General features: G+C 53.6%; 20 protein-coding genes. 11 read left to right on the top strand and 9 right to left on the bottom strand.

Going from position 1 to position 22,678, the window contains the following annotated elements; genetic code table 11:
- Positions 1–5 precede the first annotated feature (5 nt).
- Together HY272_11220 and HY272_11215 are read right to left on the bottom strand one after the other, a co-directional pair.
- Positions 6–1,547, bottom strand: a complete 1,542-nt coding sequence (locus HY272_11220; protein ID MBI3773255.1) for a cytochrome C — start codon at positions 1,545–1,547, stop codon at positions 6–8.
- 6 nt (positions 1,548–1,553) lie between these two features.
- Complete coding sequence (locus HY272_11215; protein MBI3773254.1) at positions 1,554–2,411, bottom strand: hypothetical protein; 858 nt, start codon at positions 2,409–2,411, stop codon at positions 1,554–1,556.
- Between the two features lie 221 nt (positions 2,412–2,632).
- Between HY272_11215 and HY272_11210 the strand changes: the two genes are divergently transcribed.
- The 3 genes from HY272_11210 (at position 2,633) to HY272_11200 (ending at position 6,769) form a co-directional block, all read left to right on the top strand.
- On the top strand, positions 2,633–3,940 hold the full coding sequence (locus HY272_11210) for an NAD(P)-binding domain-containing protein (GenBank protein MBI3773253.1): 1,308 nt from the start codon (positions 2,633–2,635) through the stop codon (positions 3,938–3,940).
- Complete coding sequence (locus HY272_11205) at positions 3,927–5,894, top strand: ankyrin repeat domain-containing protein (GenBank protein MBI3773252.1); 1,968 nt, start codon at positions 3,927–3,929, stop codon at positions 5,892–5,894. The genes HY272_11210 and HY272_11205 overlap by 14 nt, the downstream gene beginning before the upstream one ends.
- Before the next feature lie 89 nt (positions 5,895–5,983).
- Positions 5,984–6,769: a M48 family metallopeptidase gene (locus tag HY272_11200; GenBank protein MBI3773251.1), complete on the top strand. Its 786-nt coding sequence runs from the start codon at positions 5,984–5,986 to the stop codon at positions 6,767–6,769.
- Here HY272_11200 and HY272_11195 read toward each other — a convergent pair.
- The 5 genes from HY272_11195 to HY272_11175 all read right to left on the bottom strand — a co-directional run bounded on the left by HY272_11195 (position 6,678) and on the right by HY272_11175 (position 10,814).
- Positions 6,678–7,178 (bottom strand): transposase, encoded by a 501-nt coding sequence (locus HY272_11195; GenBank protein ID MBI3773250.1) that lies wholly within the window; start codon positions 7,176–7,178, stop codon positions 6,678–6,680. The two genes, HY272_11200 and HY272_11195, sit on opposite strands and share 92 nt — an antisense overlap.
- A gap of 9 nt (positions 7,179–7,187) precedes the next feature.
- Complete coding sequence (gene folA, locus HY272_11190; protein MBI3773249.1) at positions 7,188–7,670, bottom strand: type 3 dihydrofolate reductase; 483 nt, start codon at positions 7,668–7,670, stop codon at positions 7,188–7,190.
- Between the two features lie 118 nt (positions 7,671–7,788).
- Entirely contained in the window at positions 7,789–8,583 is a 795-nt protein-coding gene (locus HY272_11185; GenBank protein MBI3773248.1) for a thymidylate synthase, read from the bottom strand.
- Positions 8,584–8,704: 121 nt separating this feature from the next.
- A complete protein-coding gene (locus HY272_11180) occupies positions 8,705–9,481 on the bottom strand; it encodes a prolipoprotein diacylglyceryl transferase (GenBank protein MBI3773247.1) in 777 nt (258 codons plus the stop codon).
- 139 nt (positions 9,482–9,620) lie between these two features.
- Positions 9,621–10,814 (bottom strand): class I SAM-dependent rRNA methyltransferase, encoded by a 1,194-nt coding sequence (locus HY272_11175; GenBank protein MBI3773246.1) that lies wholly within the window; start codon positions 10,812–10,814, stop codon positions 9,621–9,623.
- Between the two features lie 418 nt (positions 10,815–11,232).
- On the opposite strand from HY272_11175, the gene HY272_11170 reads away from it, so the two are divergent.
- From HY272_11170 to HY272_11135, 8 genes are all read left to right on the top strand, one after another.
- Positions 11,233–12,234 carry a class 1 fructose-bisphosphatase gene (locus tag HY272_11170; protein MBI3773245.1) on the top strand — a complete coding sequence of 334 codons (1,002 nt, stop codon included), beginning with the start codon at positions 11,233–11,235 and terminating at the stop codon, positions 12,232–12,234.
- 177 nt (positions 12,235–12,411) lie between these two features.
- Entirely contained in the window at positions 12,412–14,253 is a 1,842-nt protein-coding gene (locus HY272_11165) for a thiamine pyrophosphate-binding protein (protein ID MBI3773244.1), read from the top strand.
- Between the two features lie 116 nt (positions 14,254–14,369).
- Positions 14,370–16,535 (top strand): TonB-dependent receptor, encoded by a 2,166-nt coding sequence (locus tag HY272_11160; protein ID MBI3773243.1) that lies wholly within the window; start codon positions 14,370–14,372, stop codon positions 16,533–16,535.
- 9 nt (positions 16,536–16,544) lie between these two features.
- Positions 16,545–17,378: a citrate synthase gene (locus HY272_11155; protein MBI3773242.1), complete on the top strand. Its 834-nt coding sequence runs from the start codon at positions 16,545–16,547 to the stop codon at positions 17,376–17,378.
- Complete coding sequence (locus HY272_11150) at positions 17,350–18,195, top strand: hypothetical protein (protein ID MBI3773241.1); 846 nt, start codon at positions 17,350–17,352, stop codon at positions 18,193–18,195. The genes HY272_11155 and HY272_11150 overlap by 29 nt, the downstream gene beginning before the upstream one ends.
- A gap of 33 nt (positions 18,196–18,228) precedes the next feature.
- Complete coding sequence (locus tag HY272_11145; protein ID MBI3773240.1) at positions 18,229–18,513, top strand: SDR family NAD(P)-dependent oxidoreductase; 285 nt, start codon at positions 18,229–18,231, stop codon at positions 18,511–18,513.
- Positions 18,479–18,706, top strand: coding sequence for an SDR family NAD(P)-dependent oxidoreductase (locus HY272_11140; protein ID MBI3773239.1), 228 nt, complete (start codon positions 18,479–18,481; stop codon positions 18,704–18,706). Before HY272_11145 ends, HY272_11140 begins: the two co-directional genes overlap by 35 nt.
- Positions 18,631–18,945 (top strand): SDR family oxidoreductase, encoded by a 315-nt coding sequence (locus HY272_11135; GenBank protein MBI3773238.1) that lies wholly within the window; start codon positions 18,631–18,633, stop codon positions 18,943–18,945. Before HY272_11140 ends, HY272_11135 begins: the two co-directional genes overlap by 76 nt.
- A 94-nt stretch (positions 18,946–19,039) precedes the next feature.
- Here HY272_11135 and HY272_11130 read toward each other — a convergent pair whose 3' ends face one another.
- Both HY272_11130 and HY272_11125 read right to left on the bottom strand, forming a co-directional pair.
- A complete protein-coding gene (locus HY272_11130; protein ID MBI3773237.1) occupies positions 19,040–20,071 on the bottom strand; it encodes a methyltransferase in 1,032 nt (343 codons plus the stop codon).
- 59 nt (positions 20,072–20,130) lie between these two features.
- The gene (locus HY272_11125) at positions 20,131–22,647 is read right to left on the bottom strand and encodes an EAL domain-containing protein (GenBank protein MBI3773236.1); all 2,517 of its coding nucleotides are present in this window, start codon (positions 22,645–22,647) and stop codon (positions 20,131–20,133) included.
- Between the last annotated feature and the right edge of the window lie 31 nt (positions 22,648–22,678).

Below are 22,678 nucleotides of genomic sequence, written 5' to 3'. Positions count from 1 at the left end.
AGCCCCTATCTTTTTATCGTAATATCTTTGAAGCTACGCTCGCTGTGACAGCGTTCACAACGCTGACCAAATTCGCCGTCATGAACGTCATCCGCGCGATGACAATCGCCGCAGGCTGAAGAAATCTTCAGATTGTTAGTCGCCGAACGGTGACAATCATCACAGCGTAATTTGGCATGCGCCTCGCGCAGTGAGAATTTGGTCTCCTGACTATGATCAAATTGCCAAAAGCGCCAATCGTTGGGGTTGTGGCAGGCTTCGCATTTTTCGCCGAGCCTGCCTTTGTGTTTGTCCTGTGCACTATGACATGCCAGGCAATTCGACTTGATTCCCTTATATTCAGATGTGGGATGACAATCGGCGCAGGTGGCTGCGGCATGCAAGCCGATTAATGGGAAGCGAGTGGTGTCATGATCGAAAACAACGCGATCACGCCATCCAGCTTCGCTATGACAACGCTCGCACTTGTCACCCTGGCTACCGCGGTGGATATCAGCGCTGGCATGACACTGCCGACAGGCGGTTTTATTTTTTTCATTGCTCGCCGGACCCTTGTGGCAGGCGCCACAGATGACGTCCCGATGCTTGCCACGCAGCGGAAATTTGGTCGCTTTATCGTGATCAAACTGTTTCTTGGCCCAGCGCTCAGGCGTATGGCAGCTTTGGCATTGTTTGCCATAACGGCCCTGATGTTCATCATCGGCACGATGACAGCCGTAACAATCGGTTGCCAGTTTGGTTTTGAAATCGGCGTTGTGGCAACTTTGACAAGGCGTCGTTGCATGCCGCCCCAGCAGCTTGTAGTGCGTGTCGCGATCATGATCAAAGGCGGTGCCCTTCCAGCCCTGCGTCGAGTGGCAACGCTTGCAGTTATCACCATAACGATTCTGGTGCACGTCGTTGATGCCGTGGCAGGCGACGCATTGCTGCGGTACATCCTTGTACTTTTGGCCGGGGTGACACAGCGCGCAATCCACCTGGCGGTGTTTGCCAGTGAGCGGATAGTTTGTCTTGCTGTGATCAAAGCGGGAATCACGCCATTGATCCTGGGTGTGGCATTTATCGCATTGCGGGCCTAATTTTCCGGCGTGGCGGTCGTCCTGTTTGTGGCAATCCAGACAGCGGCTTGGCGCTTTGCGGTAGGGATCGCCGGTCCGGTGACAGGCGCCGCAGAGTGTCGATTGATGCGCGCCCTTGAGCGGAAAATTGGTGTGGGCATGATTGAATTGCGTTTGATTGAATTGCACGATATCGGCGCCACGTCCCTTGTGATCGGTGTGACACGTTTTGCAGTCGGTTTTAATGAGTTGTGGATCGAGCCCATGCAGACCGCGATTTGCCTTAATGTCAGCAGCAACCTCCTTATGGCAATCGAGGCAGAGCGTTTTTTGCGGTGTGTCGCGCAACGGCGTGTGGCATTTGGCGCATTGTTCTTCGTATTTGGCATGGGCGCTGGCCAACTTGCCGGGCATCACCAGTGTCTCCAGCGTTGCTGTGGCAATACTGGACCATAACGTCAGGAATAAACACCACCAGACCGCACGCATAAAAAATCAATACACGTGAACGGCGATGACATGCACGATGCCGGTAATCAGCATCATTACAAACAATGGTAGATGTAGTATGTGCCAAAGTGCGAATAGACGGGTATAGAGTGAATACTCGGCAACGTGGCGGATGGCGGAAAAATAATCGGCCAGATGGCGGCGCAGTTCACGGCTATATCCGCGCCGGATGCGCCAGTAGTCACTGCGCGTATGGATGGCAAGCGCCAATACACGGGCTAAGGATTGCGCGAGACTGCTTGGCGGTTGCGCTAGGGAGTGATAACGCGCCAGACGCTCGCTCATCCTGGTGGCTACCGCTGAATCGCCCAGCAGAATGTTTTCTTGTGCCGACAGCGCGGCATTGAGTTCTTCGAGCGTGGCTTGACGGCCATAGAGACCATGGTGAATCTTGGCGTAAAAATATCGGCCGAGCAGACCGCTGCTGGCGACGATCAACATGCAGGACAGCGCGATATTACTGTTAAGCGCGCCGAGCTGAAAATTCGAGTGATAAAGAATTGCCGTGGGCCCGAGCACGCCCAGTGCCATATGAAAACGGAACCAGTGTTTTACCGCCCCCAGCTTGCGCATCGCACCCCAGCGTTTGCGCAGCGGATAAAGCAACAGCAGTAGCATCAGACTGCCACCGATAATCCCCAGCCAGTAGCCGATGCCATGCTCGGCGGTGATGTCTTTGTTGAATCGATTCAGCCAGCCGTCATAGAGCAGAATGGTCACCAGTAGAAAAAAGATCAACGTGCCGGTGAAACTGGCGCGCGTTTTGCCATCGCTGCTGTTACGGGTAGTTTTGGCCGGCGAGGGCTCCAGATTGCCTCGGATGCTGGTATTGACACTGCTCACGATATTTAACCCTGGCACTATTACATAGTGCGTAATTTAATTTTAGCTAATGGAAGACTGTACTTGTATGTGGATATTATCGGCCATTCATTACAATTAGACGATGGGGTAACTATCGATTTGCGCAATCTGTCGCAAATTCGAGACGGATTTTGAGAACTGCGCAGCAAGTTGCTTGAATCGGTATAAAATCCGCCCAGCAAATACCGAAGATCATGAGTATGAGTAGCGAATCACTGGCGATCACGGCGCTGTATGGCGGCGCGATGGCATTAATCTGGACGATCTATGGCTGGCGCCGCCGCCGCGTGAGTCGTCGCAGCCAGGCGTTGTTGAACGATGCACGTGACGCCGGATTGGCCGAGCCAGCGTCATTGCACCCGGTGGTCGACCACGCCTGCTGTATTGGCTGCGGCTCATGCATCGATGCCTGCCCCGAGAAGTCGGTGCTTGGCTTGATCGGTGGCAAGGCGCACCTGGTCACGCCCAGCGCCTGCATTGGTCACGGTGCTTGTGCGCGGGCATGTCCGTCGCAGTGCATCACGCTGGTATTTGGCACTGAAAAGCGTGGTGTCGACATTCCATTGTTGAGTCCAGAATTCGAAACCAGTGTGCCAGGCGTATTCATTGCTGGCGAACTGGGTGGCATGGGCCTGATCGGCAATGCCATCGAGCAGGGGCGGCAGGCGATGATGGCGATTGCGCAACGCGGCCGCGGCCATGATGATCGTCTCGATGTATTGATCGTCGGTGCCGGACCGGCCGGTTTCGCCGCCGCCCTGGCCGCGAAGCAAGCCGGTCTCAGCTATGTTGTCATTGAGCAAGAGTCTTTTGGCGGCACAGTGGCACACTTCCCGCGCGGCAAACTGGTGTTGACGCGGCCGGTGGAGCTGCCTTTGGTGGGCAAGGTGCAATTTCGTGAAACCAGCAAGGAATCGCTGCTCGAATTCTGGCAGCAGGTGCGCGAGCAGCATCAGTTGCAAATGCGTTTCAATGAGCGCATGGAGACGATGACGGTCGAGGGTGATGGCTTTGTCGTCGCCACCAGTCAAGCGCAATATCGCGTTCGCAGCGTATTGCTGGCCATCGGTCGCCGCGGTACGCCGCGCAAGCTCGAAGTGCCGGGTGAAGAGTTGCCCAAAGTGGTGTATCGCCTGATCGACGCCGAACAGTATCGTGGCCAGCATGTCTTGATCGTTGGTGGTGGCGACAGTGCGCTGGAAGCGGCATGGACCATCGCCGCGCAACCCGGAACAAAAGTCACTCTGTCATATCGCGGTGAAGCCTTCGCTCGCGCCAAGGCCAAGAATCGCAATGAAGTGCAGGCAGCGCAGGAGACCGGGAAGTTACAGGTATTGCTTGAATCGCAGGTGCGCGAGATCAGCGCCAAGCGAGTGCGGATTGCAAAGGGCGATCAGGAGATAGAGGTCGCCAACGATGCCGTCATTGTCTGTGCCGGCGGCGTGTTGCCGACACCCTTTTTGAAAAGCATAGGGATTGAAGTTGAAACTAAATATGGCACGGCGTAGCAGACTTGCCATTTGTCTTGCGGCGTCGATCAGTATGGCTCAGGCCGCTGACATGGACGATGTTGCCGGTGCAATCCGCAAAAAAGATTTTACTCAGGCCGTGCAACTGCTCAAGCCCTTGGCACAACAAGGTGATCGCGCAGCACAGTATCAACTCGCTGTGTTGTATCGTTCTGGCCAGGGTGTGGCGAGTGATGATAAAAAAGCCTTCGAATTACTGCAGCGTGCGGCGGAGCAAGGCTATGACAAGGCACAATATAATTTGGCAACGATGTACGAGTCAGGCACCGCCACGCCGCTAAATGTCGATCAGGCGCGCGCCTGGTATGTAAAGGCCGCGGCACAAGGGCACGCGCTTGCCCGGCAACGGCTAACATTGTTGGCACCGATGGCGAAAACGCCGACGGAGTCCAATGAAGAATTGTATCGTGCGGTGACCAAAGGTGATCTGGCGCGAGTCCGACAATTGTTGGTGCAAAATAATGATGTTAATGTCCCCGATCAACAAGGCAGTACACCATTACTGGCGGCGATTTCTGCTGGACAAATCGAGATGGCGAAATTCTTGTTGACACAGGGCGCCGATCCAAAGCACAAGGATAAATATCAGGACGATGCCTTGTTGCTTGCAGTGCGCCGTGGCGATAGTAAATTAATAAGCGCGCTACTAGCGGGTAAGGCTAATCCCAACACACGAGATGGTAGCGGTAATCCGGTGTTGCATGAAGCCATTGAGCATGGCGATGTCGATATCATCAAGCAATTAATTGCTGCGGGTGCCGATCTCAAGGCCAATGACGCCAAAGGGCGTAGTGTAGTGCAGGCTGCGCGTGATCATGGCCAAAAACAAGTGGAACAAAGTTTAATCGCCGCTGGAGTGCGCGATGAACCCACAACAGCGACGGCAAACACGGTGGTGAAAGCCGATGCCAATCTTGCCGACAAGCAACTTTATGTTGGTTGGAGTAACTTAATGATCGCCGCCGCACGCGGTCAGTCGGCGATGGTGCGTTCACTGTTGGCGCAGGGTGTTGATGTGAACGAACACGATACCAAGGGAATGACAGCCCTCGCGTTCGCCGCGACGGCTGGCGATACAGAGGCCGTCGATTTGTTAGTGAAGGCCAAAGCCCAGCTTGATCCGCGCGATGGCGACGGCCGCACGCCGCTGATACTGGCCGCTGTCGCAAATAAGCTTGAAGCTGTGCAGGTACTGCTTAATGCCGGCGTGGAAATTAACACGCGCGATAAAAGTGGTGCCACTGCACTCTGGCATGCCGCACAGAGTGGTCATGCAAGCATCGCCGCCGCGTTGCTGAAAAGCGGCGCCGACGCCAGTCGTGCCAACAATGAAGGCATGACACCACTGCTCGCCGCCTTGCGCCGTGATGATCCTGCCTTGCTCGATGCGTTGCTTGCCGGTGGTGCGTCGGTCAATGACGCCGATCGCCAGGGACGCAGCGCATTATGGCTGGTTGCCGATCGCGGTAACGCCGAGCTGACCGCACGTTTGCTTAAACAAGGCGCGGCTGTTGATTATGCCGATAGCGAGGGCTACACACCGCTCATGCGCGCCGCCCGGCGCGGCAGTGCTCAGGTTGTAAGCCTGTTGCTGCGGGCAAAGGCACAACCGGGATTGGCGGCGCGTAATCGTGACACCGCCCTCACGCTCGCCAGCGCCGCCGGCAATGCCGAGGCAGTGAACGCCTTGCTGCAAGCCGGTGCTGCGGTAAATACGCAAAATGGTGTTGGCGACACCGCGCTACTTATCGCTGCGCGTGCTGGCAATGCTGAAGTCATTAAGGTATTGCTCCCCGCCGGTGCCGACAGCGGCCTGCGCAATCAAAAACGTGAAAGCGCCCGCGACCTTGCTCAATCCCGGCAGCGGACGGACATCGTCAATCTGCTCGATGCTCAACCCGGGCAAAAGAAACGGTTGTTTGGATTATTGTAGGGGCACGGCGCGCCGTGCCCCTACGTACGGGTACGTGAGGGTAATTCCGGTATAATCGCGCAATATGCCGGATCACATTGGAGCTCCCCATGAAACGTCTTCTCACTATCGCCGCCTGTGCAGTTTTAGTCGCCAGTTGTGCTACCAATCCCGTTACTGGCCGCAAACAATTCATGATCGTCCCCGAGAGCCAAGCCATCGCCGCCTCGAAAGAAGCCTATGTGCAGATGATGAGCCCACTTGAGAAAGACGGCAAGATCGATAGCGATAAGGCATTAAAAGCCCGCATTGATAAAATCACCAGCAAACTGGTCGCGCAGGCGATCCGCTTCCGGCCCGAGACCGAACAATGGGAATGGACGGTGAAAGTGATTGACGACCCGCAGACCGTCAATGCCTTTTGCATGGCGGGTGGCCGAATGGCGGTGTATACCGGCCTTATACAGCAGATCAAACCAACAGATGACGAACTGGCGCAGGTAATGGGCCACGAGATTGCTCACGCTTTGTCTAATCACACCGCAGAGAAGATGTCCGTCGCCATGGCCTCGGATCTGGCGCTCGGTTCCATCGCCGCCGCCAGCAAAAACTCAGGCGCTGCGTTGCAAGGCGCCGCACTGGCGGCAACGCTGGCCGTTAAATTGCCCAACAGCCGCGAGGCCGAAACTGAAGCCGATCGCATCGGCATCGAACTGGCCGCGCGCGCCGGTTACGATCCGCATGCCGCGGTGACGTTATGGCAGAAGATGGAGAAGACCGGCGGCAGCGAGCGTTTTGATTTTCTCAGCACCCATCCGGCGCCGGGTAAGCGCATGGAAACCTTGTCCGGGCTAGTGCCGCAAATGATGCCGTTATATCAACAGGCCGGTCGGTAGGGGCATGGTGTTGTTGGGGTGCAGGGCATGATGTTGGGGTGCAGGGCATGATTTGGTACGGGCACGGCGTGCCGTGCCCGTACGGGTGCGGGGTGCATTCCAACGGTATGTCGTGTTCGTTCACATAAAGACGATCCAATTCCCATTGCGCCGGATTATTGCGGATGTATTCCCGGATGAGATTCAATTCCGATTCATTGCGAATGATGCGTTCCCAGTAATTGCGTTGCCATAATGTGGCACCAGGTGTTTGTTGCAATTCGTTGACGCGTTTTGTAACGGCGGATTTGAATGATCGGACAATGGTAGGAAGTGACCCGGAAACGGGACGACCAAATTGTTCCACCGTTGGGGTACGGTGTGCCGTGCCCCTACGGTGGGTTGTTGGATATGGCGTGTTGTGGGGCATACCGTGCCCCTACCGTTGGTAGATTACAAAACTGTAGGGGTAACCATTGACCTCATCCGCCGGATAATCATGCCGTTCAATTTCCCGCCACTCTGCGAAATTGATTTCCGGAAACCAGGCATCGCCTTCGATCTCGGTGTGGACCAGCGTCAGGTATAAGCGCTGGGCTTTCGGCAGCATTTGGGCGTAGAACGAGGCGCCGCCGATGACCATCACTTCCGGCGCATCACTCGCCGCGCGCAAGGCGGCGTCGATGTCTTTGACCACCACACAACCTGCCGCCGTCCAGCCTGCATCGCGGGTGACGACGATGTTGGTGCGGTTGGGCAGCGGTTTGCCGATCGACTCGAAGGTCTTGCGCCCCATCAGCACCGGTTTACCAAGTGTGTGTTGGCGGAACCATTTCATGTCCGCGGGCAAGTTCCAGGGCAGGCGGTTTTCGATGCCGATGACGCGGTTGTCGGCCATGGCGGCGATGAGGGAGATAATCATTCTGTTACCTTTACCGATTGTCCCCCTCTCCCTCCGGGAGAGGGTTGGGGTGAGGGGGGAAATTAATATTCCCTCATCCTGGCCTTCTCCCAGAGGGAGAAGGAACCTTAATACAAAATCACACCGCCACCGGTGCCTTGATATGCGGATGGCACTGATAATCCACCAGCTCAAAGTCCTCAAATTTAAAATCGAAGATACTGTTCACCGCCGGATTGAGTTTCATTTTCGGCAGCGGATAGGGTTCACGCGCCAGTTGGGTTTGCACCTGTTCCAGGTGATTGGAATACAAATGGGCGTCACCCAGGGTATGGATAAACTCGCCCGGCTTGAGCCCAGTGACCTGCGCCACCATTAAGGTGAGCAGGGCATAGGAAGCGATGTTGAACGGCACGCCGAGAAAGATGTCGGCGCTGCGTTGATAGAGCTGGCAGGACAATCGACCCTCAGCAACATAGAACTGGAAGAAGGCATGACACGGTGGCAGCGCCATGTGCTCGATCTCGCCCACATTCCAGGCGCTGACGATCAGCCGCCGCGAGTCGGGCGTGCGCTTGATCTGCTCAACCACTTGGTTGATCTGGTCGATGTGACGGCCATCGGCTGTCGGCCATGACCGCCACTGATAACCATACACTGGCCCCAGTTCGCCGTCGGCATCAGCCCACTCATCCCAGATGCTGACGCCGTTATCTTTCAGGTAACGGGTGTTGGTTTCGCCCTTCAGGAACCAGAGCAGTTCATGGATGATGGAGCGCAGGTGCAGCTTCTTGGTGGTGACCAGCGGGAAGCCCTGGGCCAGGTCGAAGCGCATTTGATAACCAAAGACGCTGACGGTGCCGGTACCGGTGCGATCTTCCTTGCGGGTGCCGTGCTGATGCACATGTCTCATTAAATCAAGGTATTGCTGCATGTTTTATATCCGGCTATAAATTTGATGATAACTGCAAATATTTGTATCGACTCTAAAATTATGGTGCCAGACGGCATTTGGTAGGGGCACGGCGCGCCGTGCCCCTACGGGTTCATTTCCCTTATCGCCGATACGCCCACACCATCAAACCGACACCGCCGAGGATCATCGGCGTCGATAACACCTGGCCCATGGTTAGCCAGCCGAAGGCGAGATAACCGAGCTGGGCGTCGGGTTGGCGGGCAAATTCCACCGCAAATCGAAACACACCATAGCACAGCAGAAAGAGTCCAGACACGGCCATGGTGGGTCTTGGTTTACGCGAATAAAACCAGAGAATCAGGAACAGAACCGCGCCTTCGAGAAAGGCCTGATATAACTGCGACGGGTGGCGTGGCAGTGGCCCGCCGTGGGGAAAGATCATCGCCCACGGCACATCAGTGACCTTGCCCCAGAGTTCGCCGTTGATGAAATTACCGATGCGGCCGGCACCTAAGCCAATCGGCACCAATGGTGCGACGAAATCCATCAGTTCAAAAAATCCGCGCTGCACCTTGCGGCCATAGATCAGCATCGCCGTAATCACGCCGATCATCCCGCCGTGGAACGACATGCCACCTTCCCAGACTTTAAAGATATTGGCGGGGTGTTCCAGGTAAACGCCGAGATCATAAAACAGCACATAGCCGATACGGCCGCCAAGCACCGCGCCCAGGGCGCAATAGAATATCAGGTCACTGATTTGTTCCGGCTGCAAAATGGCGCCAGGCTTGCGGGCGCGGTATTGTCCCAACCACCAGGCGGCGGCAAAGCCGATTAGGTACATCAAGCCGTACCAGTGAACTTTGAGCGGGCCGAGATGAAGGGCGACGGGGTCGATTTGGGGATAGGTCAGCATGGGCGTAGGATACTCGGGAAAAGGGAAAAGATGAAAGGGTAAAGGGGATGAGTCGGCCGAAGGCCGACGGTTAAAAATATTTAGCGCGCAATGCGCGCTCATTCCCTTTTCCCTTGTATCTTTCCCTTTCGGCCCTGACTTAAATCGGCGTGACTCGGCAAATAAACGCCTTCAAATAATCCGTCTCCGGGATGGCCGGATGCACCGGATGGTCCGGCCCCTGATGGCCCTGTTCGAGTATCACCACGTTGCGGTCGATATGGCGCGCCGCCTGCAACACCTGCTGCCGCAGCTCATCACGATCCATGTGATAGGAACAGGAGGCGGAGACCAGAATGCCGTCCTTGCTCAGCACCTGCATCGCCATTTGATTCAGGCGGCGATAGGCCTCAGTGCCCTTGGCAATATCTTTTTTGCGTTTGATAAAGGCCGGCGGGTCGAGGACGATGACATCGAAATGCTCGCGCTCGGCGCGCAACTGCTTGAGCGCATCAAAGGCATCGCCATGCAAAGTGGCGACGCGGTCACCGACATTATTCAAGGCCGCATTGTTATGGATTTGATCGATGGCGAGATTGGATTCGTCGATGCACAGCACTTCGCGCGCACCGGCCACTGCCGCCGGGATGCCCCAGCCGCCCATATAGCTGAACACATCCAGCACCCGCAAATCTTTCACATAATGTGTTAATCGGCCGCGGTTCAGGCGATGATCATAAAACCAGCCGGTTTTCTGGCCGGTTTGTGCAGGAGCCTGAAAACGGCAGTCGTTTTCGATGACATCCAGCAACTCCGGCGCTGTGCCGTGGGCGACCTCCACGTAACGTGGCAAGCCTTCCATTTCGCGGATCGAGCTGTCATTGCGCAAAATGATCGCCTTGGGTCGCAGCAGCTTGTCGAGGCAAGCAATGATTTCATCGCGCCGCTTTTCCATGCCAAAGGTGGTGATCTGGACGCTAAGTACATCGCCAAAACGATCGACGACCAAGCCGGGTAGGCCATCGCCTTCCCCATACACCAGCCGGTAATAAGGATGGGCGAACAGGCGCTCGCGCAGCGACAGGGCGATGTTGAGCCGGTGCGTGATCAAGCTGGCGGAAGCCGGGTAATCCCGCTCGCGCGAAACGATGCGGGCGCAGATCAAAGAGTTTGGGTTGACATAGGCATGGCCCAGGAATTTGCCAGAATCATCAATGAGTTCCACGTCCTGGCCAGGCTCGAAGGCAGATAACGGCGTGCGGGTGGTATCGATCTCATTGCTGAATACCCAGAGGTGGCCGGCGCGCAGGCGGCGACCTTCGTTACGCTTGAGTTGGAGTGGGGGTAGGCTCATGGGTGGCTAGGGTAAAGGGAAAAGGGAAAAGATGAAAGGGGAAAGCGGGGTTAGAAAAACCGGTGTTTATCCCCTCCTTGGATAAGGGTGAGGAGGGAAAGAAAAAGGTCCGGTGGACTTTTTTCCCGACGAACGGGTGCGCGTGCGCACCCTGGGCGGGATGTGGCGCGTAGCGCCGGGGTGGTTTGAACTTTTAAAACCACCACCCTCGGCACCGCTCCCTGCGTTGCCCTACCTCGTGCATCCATGCATTCGCACCCTTTCGGGGCACCCCTCCTCCTTCAAGGAGGAGGGGGTAGAGATTTTTTCAGTGCTTTGGCAGCCGGCTTTACTTTCCCCGTCCCCCGGTTCTCCTTATAATAGCGGGCTCACACAGATTCTGACCCGATTTCTAGTCTCTAAATATAAGGAACACAGTATGCACAACGGGGTATCACTGACACAGTTCATCATCGAGGAGCAGCGCCGCCTGCCCAACGCCACTGGCGACTTCACCTCGCTGCTTAACGACATCGTCACCGCCTGCAAGGTGATTTCGAATGCGGTCAACAAAGGCGCACTGATTGGCGTGCTGGGTTCGGCCGAGAGCGAAAACGTTCAAGGCGAAACGCAGAAGAAACTGGACGTGATTACCAATGAAGTGGTGCTCAAGTCCAACGAATGGGCCGGTCACCTGGCGGCGATGGCCTCCGAAGAAATGGACGACATCTATCCGATTCCGCCGCAATATCCGCGTGGCAAATATCTGATGCTGTTCGATCCGCTCGATGGTTCTTCCAACATCGACGTTAACATTTCCGTTGGCACCATCTTCTCGATCCTGCGTTGCCCCGAAGGCGTGACCGATCCGAAGGTTGAAGATTTTCTGCAGCCCGGCACGCAACAAATCTGCGCCGGTTACGCGCTGTATGGGCCGTCCACCATGCTGGTGTTGACCACCGGTAACGGCGCGAATGGCTTCACGCTCGATCGCAACGTCGGTGAATTTATTCTGACGCATCCGAATATGCGCATTCCAGAAGAGACTAAAGAATTCGCCATCAATGCCTCGAATCAGCGGTTCTGGGAAAAACCCGTGCAACGCTATGTCGAAGAATGCCTGCAAGGTAAAGACGGCCCTCGCGGCAAGGACTTCAACATGCGTTGGGTCGCCTCAATGGTCGCTGAAGTTCATCGCATCCTGACGCGCGGCGGCATCTTCATGTATCCGCTGGACAGCAAGATGAAAGACAAGGGCGGCAAGCTGCGTCTGATGTACGAAGCCAACCCCATGTCGTTCATCGTTGAGCAAGCGGGCGGTGTCTCCAGCACCGGCCATGAGCGCATCATGAGTATGAAGCCGAAGGGTATTCACCAGCGCGTGCCGGTGATCTTGGGCTCCAAGACTGAAGTTGAGCGTGTGGTTTCTTACCACAAGTAAACAACACCGCATTTTTTGATGCATGATAAATCCCAGCCAGGGCAACATGGCTGGGATTTTTTATTCCCGAGTATAATGATAGATAATTTGGAGTATGCCTGAGTAAAGTGTTAAACCTAATTAACAATTAACCGATAACTTAACCACCTCGATTGCATGATAATTGATAGGGATGTTATGACCAAAAGCGCGATCAGTGTCGAATCGTCGGGCAGCATTGGCCAGTACACCTATGCGGATCTGATTTTAAGCTATCTCATCGAAATAGACGCAGGCTATATCTTTGGCGTGCCGGGCGGCGCGATTGAGCCGCTGTATAACGCCATCGCCAGGCAAATGCGCTCGCCGCTGGAGGATAGTGCACACCAAAAGAAAAAGAATTCGATGATTCCGTTACGCCAGCGGCGAACCTCACGTTCCATTCAGGCAGTCATCGCCCGCCATGAAAGCGGGGCTGCCTTCATGGCCGATGGTTATGCCCGTGAAACCGGCAAGATCGGTGTGTGTTGCGCCACCACCGGGCCAGGCGCGACCAATCTCATCACCGGCGTGGCATCAGCTTATGCTGACCGCATACCAATGCTGGTGATCACGCCACAAACGGCGTTGCCGAACTTCGGCAAGCTGGGTTTGCAGGAGTCTTCCAGTGATGCCGTCGATATCGTTGGCATGTTCGAGCACTGCACGCGCTATAACAGTCTGGTGTCACACCCAGAGCAGGTTGAAGGCAAGCTCAATATGGCGCTGCTGCATGCGTTTCGACGGCCGCGCGGCCCGGTGCATTTGAGTATTCCAATGGATATCATGAATACGCCGCTGGAAACGGATATCACTGCCTACCAACTGGCGCACCTCTTCCGCCAGCCTAAGGCGATTGACGAGAGTTCATACGATGCGCTGTTGTCAGCAATCAAGGCCGCGCGTAACCCTGTTTTCTTTCTGGGCGCGGGTAGCCGCCACGCGATAGATATCATTGTTTCACTTGCTGAACACAATCATATTCCCATGATTACAACGCCAGCGGGTAAGTCCTGGGTCAATGCTTATCATCCGCTCTATCGCGGTGTTTTTGGGTTTGCAGGCCATGCCAGTGCTTTTGATACCTTGATGGATAATGATGTCGATCTGGTGATTGCGGTGGGCACGTCGCTGAGTGAATTATCAACGGCAAGCTGGGATCGGCGGCTGCTCAATCACAAGCTGGTCCATATTACGGGAACGCTGGAAGACTTTTCACGCTCACCAATGGCATGTCTGCACGTATTGAGTGACGTGCGTGCGCTATTTGCCAATCTGCAAAAAGACTTATTGATTACCAGCCCAAAGCGAATGCGTCACATTGAGGTTGGCGATAACAGTAATAATCAAAAAAATTATATGCCAGAAACGGTTGAGCTGCGAGATCCCGCGCAATGTGATTCCGATGCTGTTCCTTTAAAGCCACAACGCGTCATGCGCGAATTGGCGCAGCGACTGCCCAAAAATACGCGTTATATCATCGATGCCGGCAATGCCTGGGCGTGGGCAACCCATTATTTGCTGCTGCGCAGCACCGGTATGCAGCGGATTGGCTTTGGCTTTGGCGCCATGGGCTGGGCGATTGGCGCAGCAGTGGGAACAGCATTGGGTTGTCCCGGCGAGCCAGTAGTGTGCATTACCGGCGATGGCAGTTGGCTGATGAGCGGGCAAGAGTTGACGACAGCAATTCAGGAACGTCTGCCAGTAATTTTTATCGTGCTCAATGATCAAGCGTTAGGCATGGTCAAGCATGGTCAGCGCCTGGGTGGTGCGGAACCCATTGGTTATGAATTGCCGCCGGTGGATTTTGCAGCCATGGCGCGTGCAATGGGAGCGGTTGGGTATACCGTTAAAACGCCAGAAGACTTTGCCCAACTCGATTTGAATGCGCGGTATCAGACCACAGTGCCATGCGTACTCGATATCTATATCGATCCCGAAGAGGTGCCGCCGATGGGGGTGCGAGTTAAGACGCTTCGCCGTAATAATAGCTTAGCGTGATTCTTATAAAGAGGCAGTGGATTATATATAACAAACGTGATAAATATTTTTAGGCTATATTAACAACTGGATTGATCACAGGTTTGTGGCGATGGACTAACTCAGCGGGGGAGTTGATGCCAAGGTACGCGCGATTATTGCCGGTGGTAATCATGGGGCTCGGGGTGCAGGCTGCAGCGGCGGAGATGCTCGCCGCCGCCGAACCCGACTTGATGCTGCTCTACGAAAACGAAGAAGTCGTAGAAATCGCAACAGGCACCGCCAAACCGATACACCTCGCTCCCTCCGTTGCCAGCGTCATCACCGCCAAAGAAATTAAAGCCATGGGCTGGCGCACGCTGGATGAAGCGTTAGAATCTGTGCCAGGGCTGCATGTGTCGCGATCATTTAATCGAAACAACAGTCTTTATTCGATACGTGGGATTCATACTGGCCAGAACCCACAGGTTCTTTTGTTGGTAAATGGGTTGCAATTTAATGACATTCTTACCGGCGGTCGCCCACCATTATTTAAATTGCCAGTAGAGAATATCGCTCGTATCGAAGTGATTCGTGGCCCCGGTTCCGCCGTGTTTGGGGCGGATGCCTTTGCCGGTGTCATCAATGTGATTACCAAAGAGGCCTCTGATATTGGAGGAATTCAGGTAGGGGCGCGGGCGGGTTCATTTGATACCAAAGATGTCTGGGTGCAGGATGGTATCAAGTTAGGTCTATGGGATGTCGCGCTCAGTATGGAATATAGCCACAGTGATGGCGACCGTGGGCGCATCGTAAAGTCGGATTTGCAAAAAACGTTTGATACTCTATTTGGCACCCATGCCAGCCTGACTCCGGGTCCATTGGAAACTCGCTACGAATTGCTGAACACGTCCATCACTGTCAGCAATGACCACTGGAATATCTGGTTTAACAGCTGGAATTTGGGCGACGCCGGCGTTGGCCCGGGCGCAGCGCAGGCATTGGATACTTATGGCTGGCAGGATGTAGGCCAATATAGCGGAAAAGTAGATTACTCGGGCGCTGAGCTTGCGCCACATTGGAAGCTCGATGCGCATATGTCCTATCGCATCATGGATCAGGATGAAAATTTTCGATTGTTCCCGCCAGGCGCCAGTCTTCCCATTGGTGCTGACGGCAATCTGTTGACAACGCCGGTCGCGTGCGTCGTACCGACGAATCACCCAGTGTTTGGGCCGGTGTGTATGGTGAGCTTTCCCGAAGGCATGTTTGGCAACCCCGGGGGTACAGAGAAAAATACCTATTTAGAAGCGGTGGTTAATTATGATGGCATCGATAATCATCTGCTGAGAATGGCGCTTGGATACAATAGGAGTGAGTTCGAGGCGCGAGCAACCCAGAACTTCGGTCCGGGTATCATCGACGGCACTGTTAGTCCAATTAGTGGCGCATTAACGGATGTTACAGGAAGGTCCGCCGTTATTTTCTCCCCGGATGTGACAAGAAGTGTGCATTATCTATCGCTACAAGACGAATGGCGGGTGGCACCGGATTGGGAGTTGACGGCAGGCGTACGCCATGACAATTACAGCGATTTTGGCAACACGACTAATCCACGCTTAGCATTAGTGTGGGCGACGGACTACAACCTCACGACCAAATTGCTTTATGGCCGTGCCTTCCGCGCACCGAGCGTGACAGATCTCTATTTTCAGAATAATCCGGCGATAAGTGGCAATCGAAATCTTGAACCAGAAATCATTGATATGATAGAGCTGGCTTTCGATTACCGGCCTTCTTTTGAATTGCAAACGGTGTGGAGTTTATACGGTTATGACGTGGATCGTTTGATTGAATTTGACAGTAATAATGTGGCACAAAATGCCAGAAGCCAAAAAGGTCGAGGGATAGAGATTGAGTTGACCTGGCAAGCGACACAGGCCTTAACAGTTAAAGGTAATATGGCGTTTCAACATTCGGAAGACAAAAAGACGGGCGCAATAGTGATTGATGCGCCACGGCGACACGCGAATGTGGCGGCCGTTTGGAAATTTATACCCGCCTGGATAATGTCTGGGCAGGTCAATTGGGTGGCAGATCGGGCGCGTGCTACCGAAACACCTGCTCGTGCAGAAATCGGCGATTATACGACCGTAGATGCCGCGCTACGATATGCGCCGGTCAACAATTCCTGGGAATTGGCAGCAGGGATACGCAACCTGTTTGACCAAGATGCACGTGAACCCAGCAATGGTTCAATCCCGGATGATTATCCCCTTGAAGGCCGTGGTGGATATCTAGAAGCCCGATATCATTTTGAATAACGTTTTGATGTGAGCGAGACTAAGTCATCATCCAAAGTTAGCCTCCGTAAAGAGGCCTTTGCCGATCGTATTTCGACCGAGATTTGGCAGGAGATCCCCGCATCAGATAATCCATATGTTGCTACTGATGCGCGATGTCACGGGTATGACTTGCTGGATTTGGTAAGACATCGCAGTTTTATAGACGTGTTGTACCTCTTGTTCCGTAGCGAGCTGCCTAACTCAGGCCAATCTAAACTGCTGGAGTCATTGTTCATTGGGTTAATCAATCCAGGGCCACGTCACCCAGCGACGCAAGCAGCGATGAATGCTGGAGTAAGCAAGGTTGATTACGCGCATATATTGCCTATCGCCCTATCAATTCAGGGCGGTAGCTATCTCGGTGGCAAAGAGGTCGAACTGGCAATGCGTTTTCTTGTCGAGCATGTACAAAGCTCAGCCCGAGAAGTAGCTGCGGCGCTAATGAGGACGTATCGGCCTCGTCCCCAAGGCGATAATCATATCGCGCCCGGCTTTGGCAGCCGGTATGGCGATATTGATATATTATGCCAAAAAATTGCGTTAGAGCTCTTAAAACTGCCAGCGGCAGGCGTCACAATGAAATGGGCTCAGGAATTCGTAGAGGAATTGGGCTGTGTCGGCCAAGGTTGGCTGAGTCCAGGTATTGCGGCGGCGGTACTGACTGATTTAGGCTTTAAACCGAGTGCAGGCGTTGGCTTATTTCAACTCATAAGTGCGCCAGGATTGTTGGCACATGGCGTCGAGATGGCTGGGCGGCCACTGACAGCGATTCCATTCATAGATCAAGAACATTATGTCATCGATGAACTCACGCCAAGATAAAACGCGCTTCTGGGATGAAAGAAGGGGAGTAATCCGCAATCGCAGAGGCGGTTGGATAATTGGTGAAGCTGTTTATAATCACGGTTATTCGATGATGGACGACTTGGTAGGATATAACTCCTATTTCCAGGTTCTCCTTTTAAATATAACAGGCCGGCTCCCTGAGAAACGGCTTGCTGATTGGATCGAAGCGAGCTTTATTTGTCTAAGCTGGCCTGATCCAAGAATCTGGTGCAATAAAATGGGCGCTTATGCGGGCACCATGCAATGCTCGCCGGTAGCTGCCGCAAGTATGGGGATTCTGGCAGCTGACTCGCGTATGTATGGTGCGGGCGCTTTGAGGGAAGGAGCAGAATTTATCATTCAGGCCCGCAAGGCACGACAACGAGGAGTTTCCATTAGAGACATAATTTCTTCAGCGCTGGCAAAAAAGAAGCGTGGTGGTAAAGACAGCGCTGTAATCATGGGTTATGCGAGGCCGATTGCAACAGGTGACGAACGTGTTCCGGCAATGGAACGTGTTAGTAAAGAACTTGGGTTCGAAATAGGCGGCCATCTTGAGTTGGCGTATGAAATAGAAGCCGAAATTCGCAATTTGCAAAATGAAAGCATAAACATGCTGGGATATAGCGTGGCGTTCCTTGTTGATCAAGGATTCAGCGTTGACGAGATAACGAGAATATACAGCACATGGGTAAGCAGTGGTGTCCATGCTTGCTATGCTGAATATCGTGATCAGCCGCCGGAGTCATTTTTGCCCCTGTGTTGTAATGATATTGATTATCAGGGGAAGGCTCACAGGCCGGTTCCGGTGTGATAAAGGTGGTCAAAAATTTCTAAGGTGAGGCGAATGAAAAAAATACTTATAACAGGCGGTAACTCTGGCATAGGCTATGCGACGGCAGAATTGTGCAAAGCAAAGGGTTACGATGTAACCATTGTAGGCCGTGATCCTGAAAAGGTTGATCGTGCCGCAGATGCTTTGAAGGTATGTGGTTTGGTGGCAGACTTAGGACGTATAGAAGATATCCAGGCAATTGCCGGTCAATTTGATAGTGGCTTGGATGCGCTAGTAAACAATGCCGCTATTGCCAAATTTTATGCCTTTAGAAGCACATACGCTGAAGGATTTTGAAGAATTTTTTAGTATCAATGTCAGGGGGCCGATGGTCCTGACTCAGTTATTGTTACCAGCGCTCAAGATGAGGCAGGGGGCGATCACCAATGTTTCATCGGCTGTTGTAATAATGGTTTGCCTAACGCGAGTTTATATGCTGCTACCAAAGGGGCAATTGATGCGTTTACGAGAAGCTTGGCAATTGAATTAGCGGCCGACAACGTGCGTGTGAACGTGGTTTCACCAGGCGCAATTGATACACCTATTATCCAAAAACTTGGAATACCACCTGAGCAGATTGCTGCTGTTAAAGCTCACCAGGAACAAACGTTGATTCCTATGCATCGTTATGGCAGGCCGGAAGAGGTGGCACATGTGATCCTGGCGCAAATTGAAGCGACCTATGTCACTGCATCTATTTGGCATGTCGATGGCGGAGCGGGCGCATAGTCGTGTAATAAATACCATGAGGCGCATCGAGCGCCTTTGTCATTAGGGTGTATACCGTCTCCGGCATACGCCGGGGTATGTTGTGTAGAGAAGATTAAGATTTTACAGCGGTTACGATGCTCCAGTAACTGTGTGTTGGAATGATCTTGATATCCTTGAAGCCGGCGTCAGATAGGATTTGCGAAAGCTCCATCCCTGAATATTGACGGCCCTGTGTCCATAACAACATGCCAATGCTGGATGCAGCGGCGACGAAGGGGCCGGACTTGTTATTGTCATAAAGCATTTCATGAATGATGATGCGCCCGCCACTGTTGAGAGCCTTGAAACTCTTTTCTGTTAGAAAGCGGCATTTATCTTCCGGCCAGTCATGGTAGATCTGAGAATAAAAGTGAATATCAGCCGTCGGGAAATCGCTGTTCCAGAGATCGCCATTATGCGTCGAGATGCGGTTGCCAAGGTCGTTTGCGGCGGCAATTTCCCCCGCTACGTCACAAACCGGTGGAATATCAAAGACGATGCCTTGCAGTTGTGGCCATTGTTTGAGTGCGCCAATGGTATGTGCGCCTGAACCGCCGCCAATATCAAGCATGGTGTGATAGGTGGATAAATCCAAATGTTGTGGCCAATGTTGGGCTGGCGCAACGCTCGCGCTATGCATGGCGCGTGTGAACACGCGCGCGCGTTCATCCATTTCGGCATGAGATTCAAAAATATCGCCACCTCCATACGCCTGGGTTGCGCCACTTTTCATGGCATTTCGCAGGCTATCAATGGAGATGGATGCGTGGTTGCCGATAATTAAATCAAGAAAGCCCCCCATATAAGTCGGGCTGGATTCCAGTAGATAAGCATTGGCGGTGGCGGTTAGCCGATAGCGCTGATCTACCTGTTCAATTAATCCCAGCGCGGCGCATACGGTGAGCATCGCCTCAGTGGCGCGGCGATCAGTATGCAATGTGGCGCAGATGTGTGACGTGGTTTGTGGTTCACAATCCAACAGAGAAAATAGCTTGAGTTCATGAGCAACGAAGATGGCAGGAAATCCAATCATGCCACAAATGATGTCCCACACGACCTTGTCATTAACTTGTAAAGAGGGTGATACGTGGGCAAATGGTTCCATGGATTTCTCCTATTGAATTTAAATGATGAGTAAAAGCGGGTAACGTCGATGTTTGTAGATTAGGTTCCTAATTTCAATCGCTTTTTTGGATTGGCATCAGCAAGCGTATCAATATGTGCCGGCTTATGAATGCCATAGCCTTGCACAAAATCCACTTCGATGAGTTTTAAGGCGTCAATGATGGCTTGCGTTTCCACAAACTCGGCGATGGTTTGCAGGCCGAGCACATGACCGATTTCATTGATTGAGCGCACCATGGCATGATCGACGGGGTCGTCGAGGATGCCGCGGATGAACATGCCGTCAATCTTTAAGTAATCGACGGGCAGTGCTTTTAGGTAGGCATAAGAGGACATGCCGCTACCAAAGTCATCGAGTGCGAACTGGCAGCCCAGTGATTTAATCTGGCTGATGAAATCGGTCGCTTGATCGAGATTGCTGATGGCGGCGGTTTCTGTCACTTCAAAGCAGAATTTGTTCGCGGGCAGGCCGGAGACCTTAAATTGCTGGCCGATGAATTTAATAAAATGTTCGTCGCGGAAGCTGACGCCTGACAGATTGATTGAGCATAATTCAATTTGAGAAAATAACTCTGGTCTGCTGGCGAAGGTGCTCAGGGTGTTTGCGATGACCCAGCGATCGATCTTGGGTGCGATGTTATAGCGCTCTGCGGCGGGCAGAAAGAAACCGGGCGTGACCCAGGCGCCATTTTCATCGCGCATGCGGATGAGGATTTCGATATGCAGCCCCTTGGACGAGGCAGCAAGTGGGGCGATGGTTTGATAAAACAGGCCCAGGCCATCCTCTTCCAGCGCTTTGTTGATGCGCGCTACGACGTTCATTTCGCTGTGGCGTTTGATCAGTTCCTGGTCTTGGGCATGATAAACATGTACCCGGCCACGCCCTTTCTCTTTGGCGATATAGCAGGCGTTGTCGGCAGCGCGCAGGATTTCATTCACATCATTAAATTCTTCGGAGATCGGTACCACGCCAATGCTGGCGCCGATGCTGAATGTCTTGCCCGCATAGGAAAAACGATGCTCCTGTAAGGCATCGATGATGTGTTGTGCCACCTTCGTGGCCTGTTCCTGAGGGCAGTCTTCGAGCAGCAGAACAAATTCATCACCACCAAAACGAGAGAGGGTATCGCGGTGACGCCGGATTTTGCTCAGCATGATGGTCTTGATCTGGCGCAGGAGTTGGTCGCCAGCGGCGTGGCCGCAGGTATCGTTGACGATCTTGAATTGATCGAGGTCGATATAACAAAGTGAAAAGGCGCCGCTCTCACGGTTGCGCTCATCGAGCGCCAGTTGCAGGCGGTCTTCAAAGGCGGAGCGATTGGTCAAGCCGGTAAGGGCGTCGTGCTTGGCCTGGTATTCCAGTTTTGTTTCCAGCACGAAGGCTTCGCTGACGTCGCGTAACACGATGACGGCGCCAACAACTCGCTCGCGCCGATCGCGAATCGGGGAGACAATATAATCGAGTTTCAGTTCTCGTCCGTCGCGATTGAGAAATGTGGCGGCATGCACGCCTTGGATGACATGGCCTGAGGCCAGGCAGGCGGCGATGGCATCGGAGTTTTGCAATTGCAGCATTTCATCGCCAATTTTTAAAATCTGATTCAATGTTTTGCCACGTGCCTCAGCCAACGACCAGCCGGAGAGTAACACGGCGACGGGGTTTAGGTATTCAATAATGCCATCGAGATTGGTGGTGATGACACCGTCAGCAATGGATTGCAACGTTGTTTGCGCCAATTCCTTTTCCCGAAACAGCGCATCTTGCCGCTGCGCGAATTCCTGATTGCTGACAATAAAGTCTTGCCGCTGCTCGGCAATGTCACATACTCGGCGCAATTGTTCGGCGCGAAAGGGTTTGGGAATAAAATCGACGGCGCCTGCCAGAATAAGTTCACTGGCGCGTTCGGCAGAAGAGTGGGCGGTCATCATCACCACCGATTGTGCCGGTGAGAGTTTGAGAATCTCCTTCAGGACATCAATGCCCGACATGCCTGGGAGCATCACATCCAGCAATACCAGTTCATGGCGGCGCTTTTTCCAGGTTTCAAGCCCGGCCAGGCCATTAGCGGCGATATCGATTTCGAAGCGGTCACTGAGTACCCGGGTAATCAAGACGACAGTATCGCTGTAGTCTTCAATGACCAGCAGCCTGGGTTTGGAAAGACCTTTTTGATGAGGGTCGAGTGCGCCCTGAACGATATCGGGCAGGGTGTGCAGCTGATCGAAGGCGACATAATGGTTGATCTGGAACGTCTTGGCTGTGGCGTTGGCGATGCGGGCGCTATGACTGCGGGAGACCATGATGATCGGGAGGTTAGCGTTGACCGCCAGGGCGCCGGAGCGTATCAGGCGGGCAAAGCGCCAGCCATCGAGTTCGCCGAGTTCGACATCGCAGATGACGGCGCTGATCGAGGGTGAGCTTAGGGCTTTAAGCGCAGAAACGCTATCACCCACCGCATTCAGATCAAGGCGCTGATCTTGGCCCAAAGCGCTTAGAATCGACTTGCGGGCCTCAGAATCTTTAAAATAAACAAGTATTTGCTTCGCTGAGCCCAACGCCTTGCCCCCGCTCGGTATCCCGAAAAAT

The sequence above is a fragment of the Gammaproteobacteria bacterium genome (assembly GCA_016200485.1).
Taxonomy (GTDB): Bacteria; Pseudomonadota; Gammaproteobacteria; order Tenderiales; family Tenderiaceae; genus JACQEP01.
The sequence above is the reverse complement of the archived record's forward strand: the minus strand, read 5'-3'. Positions and strand labels throughout refer to the sequence as shown.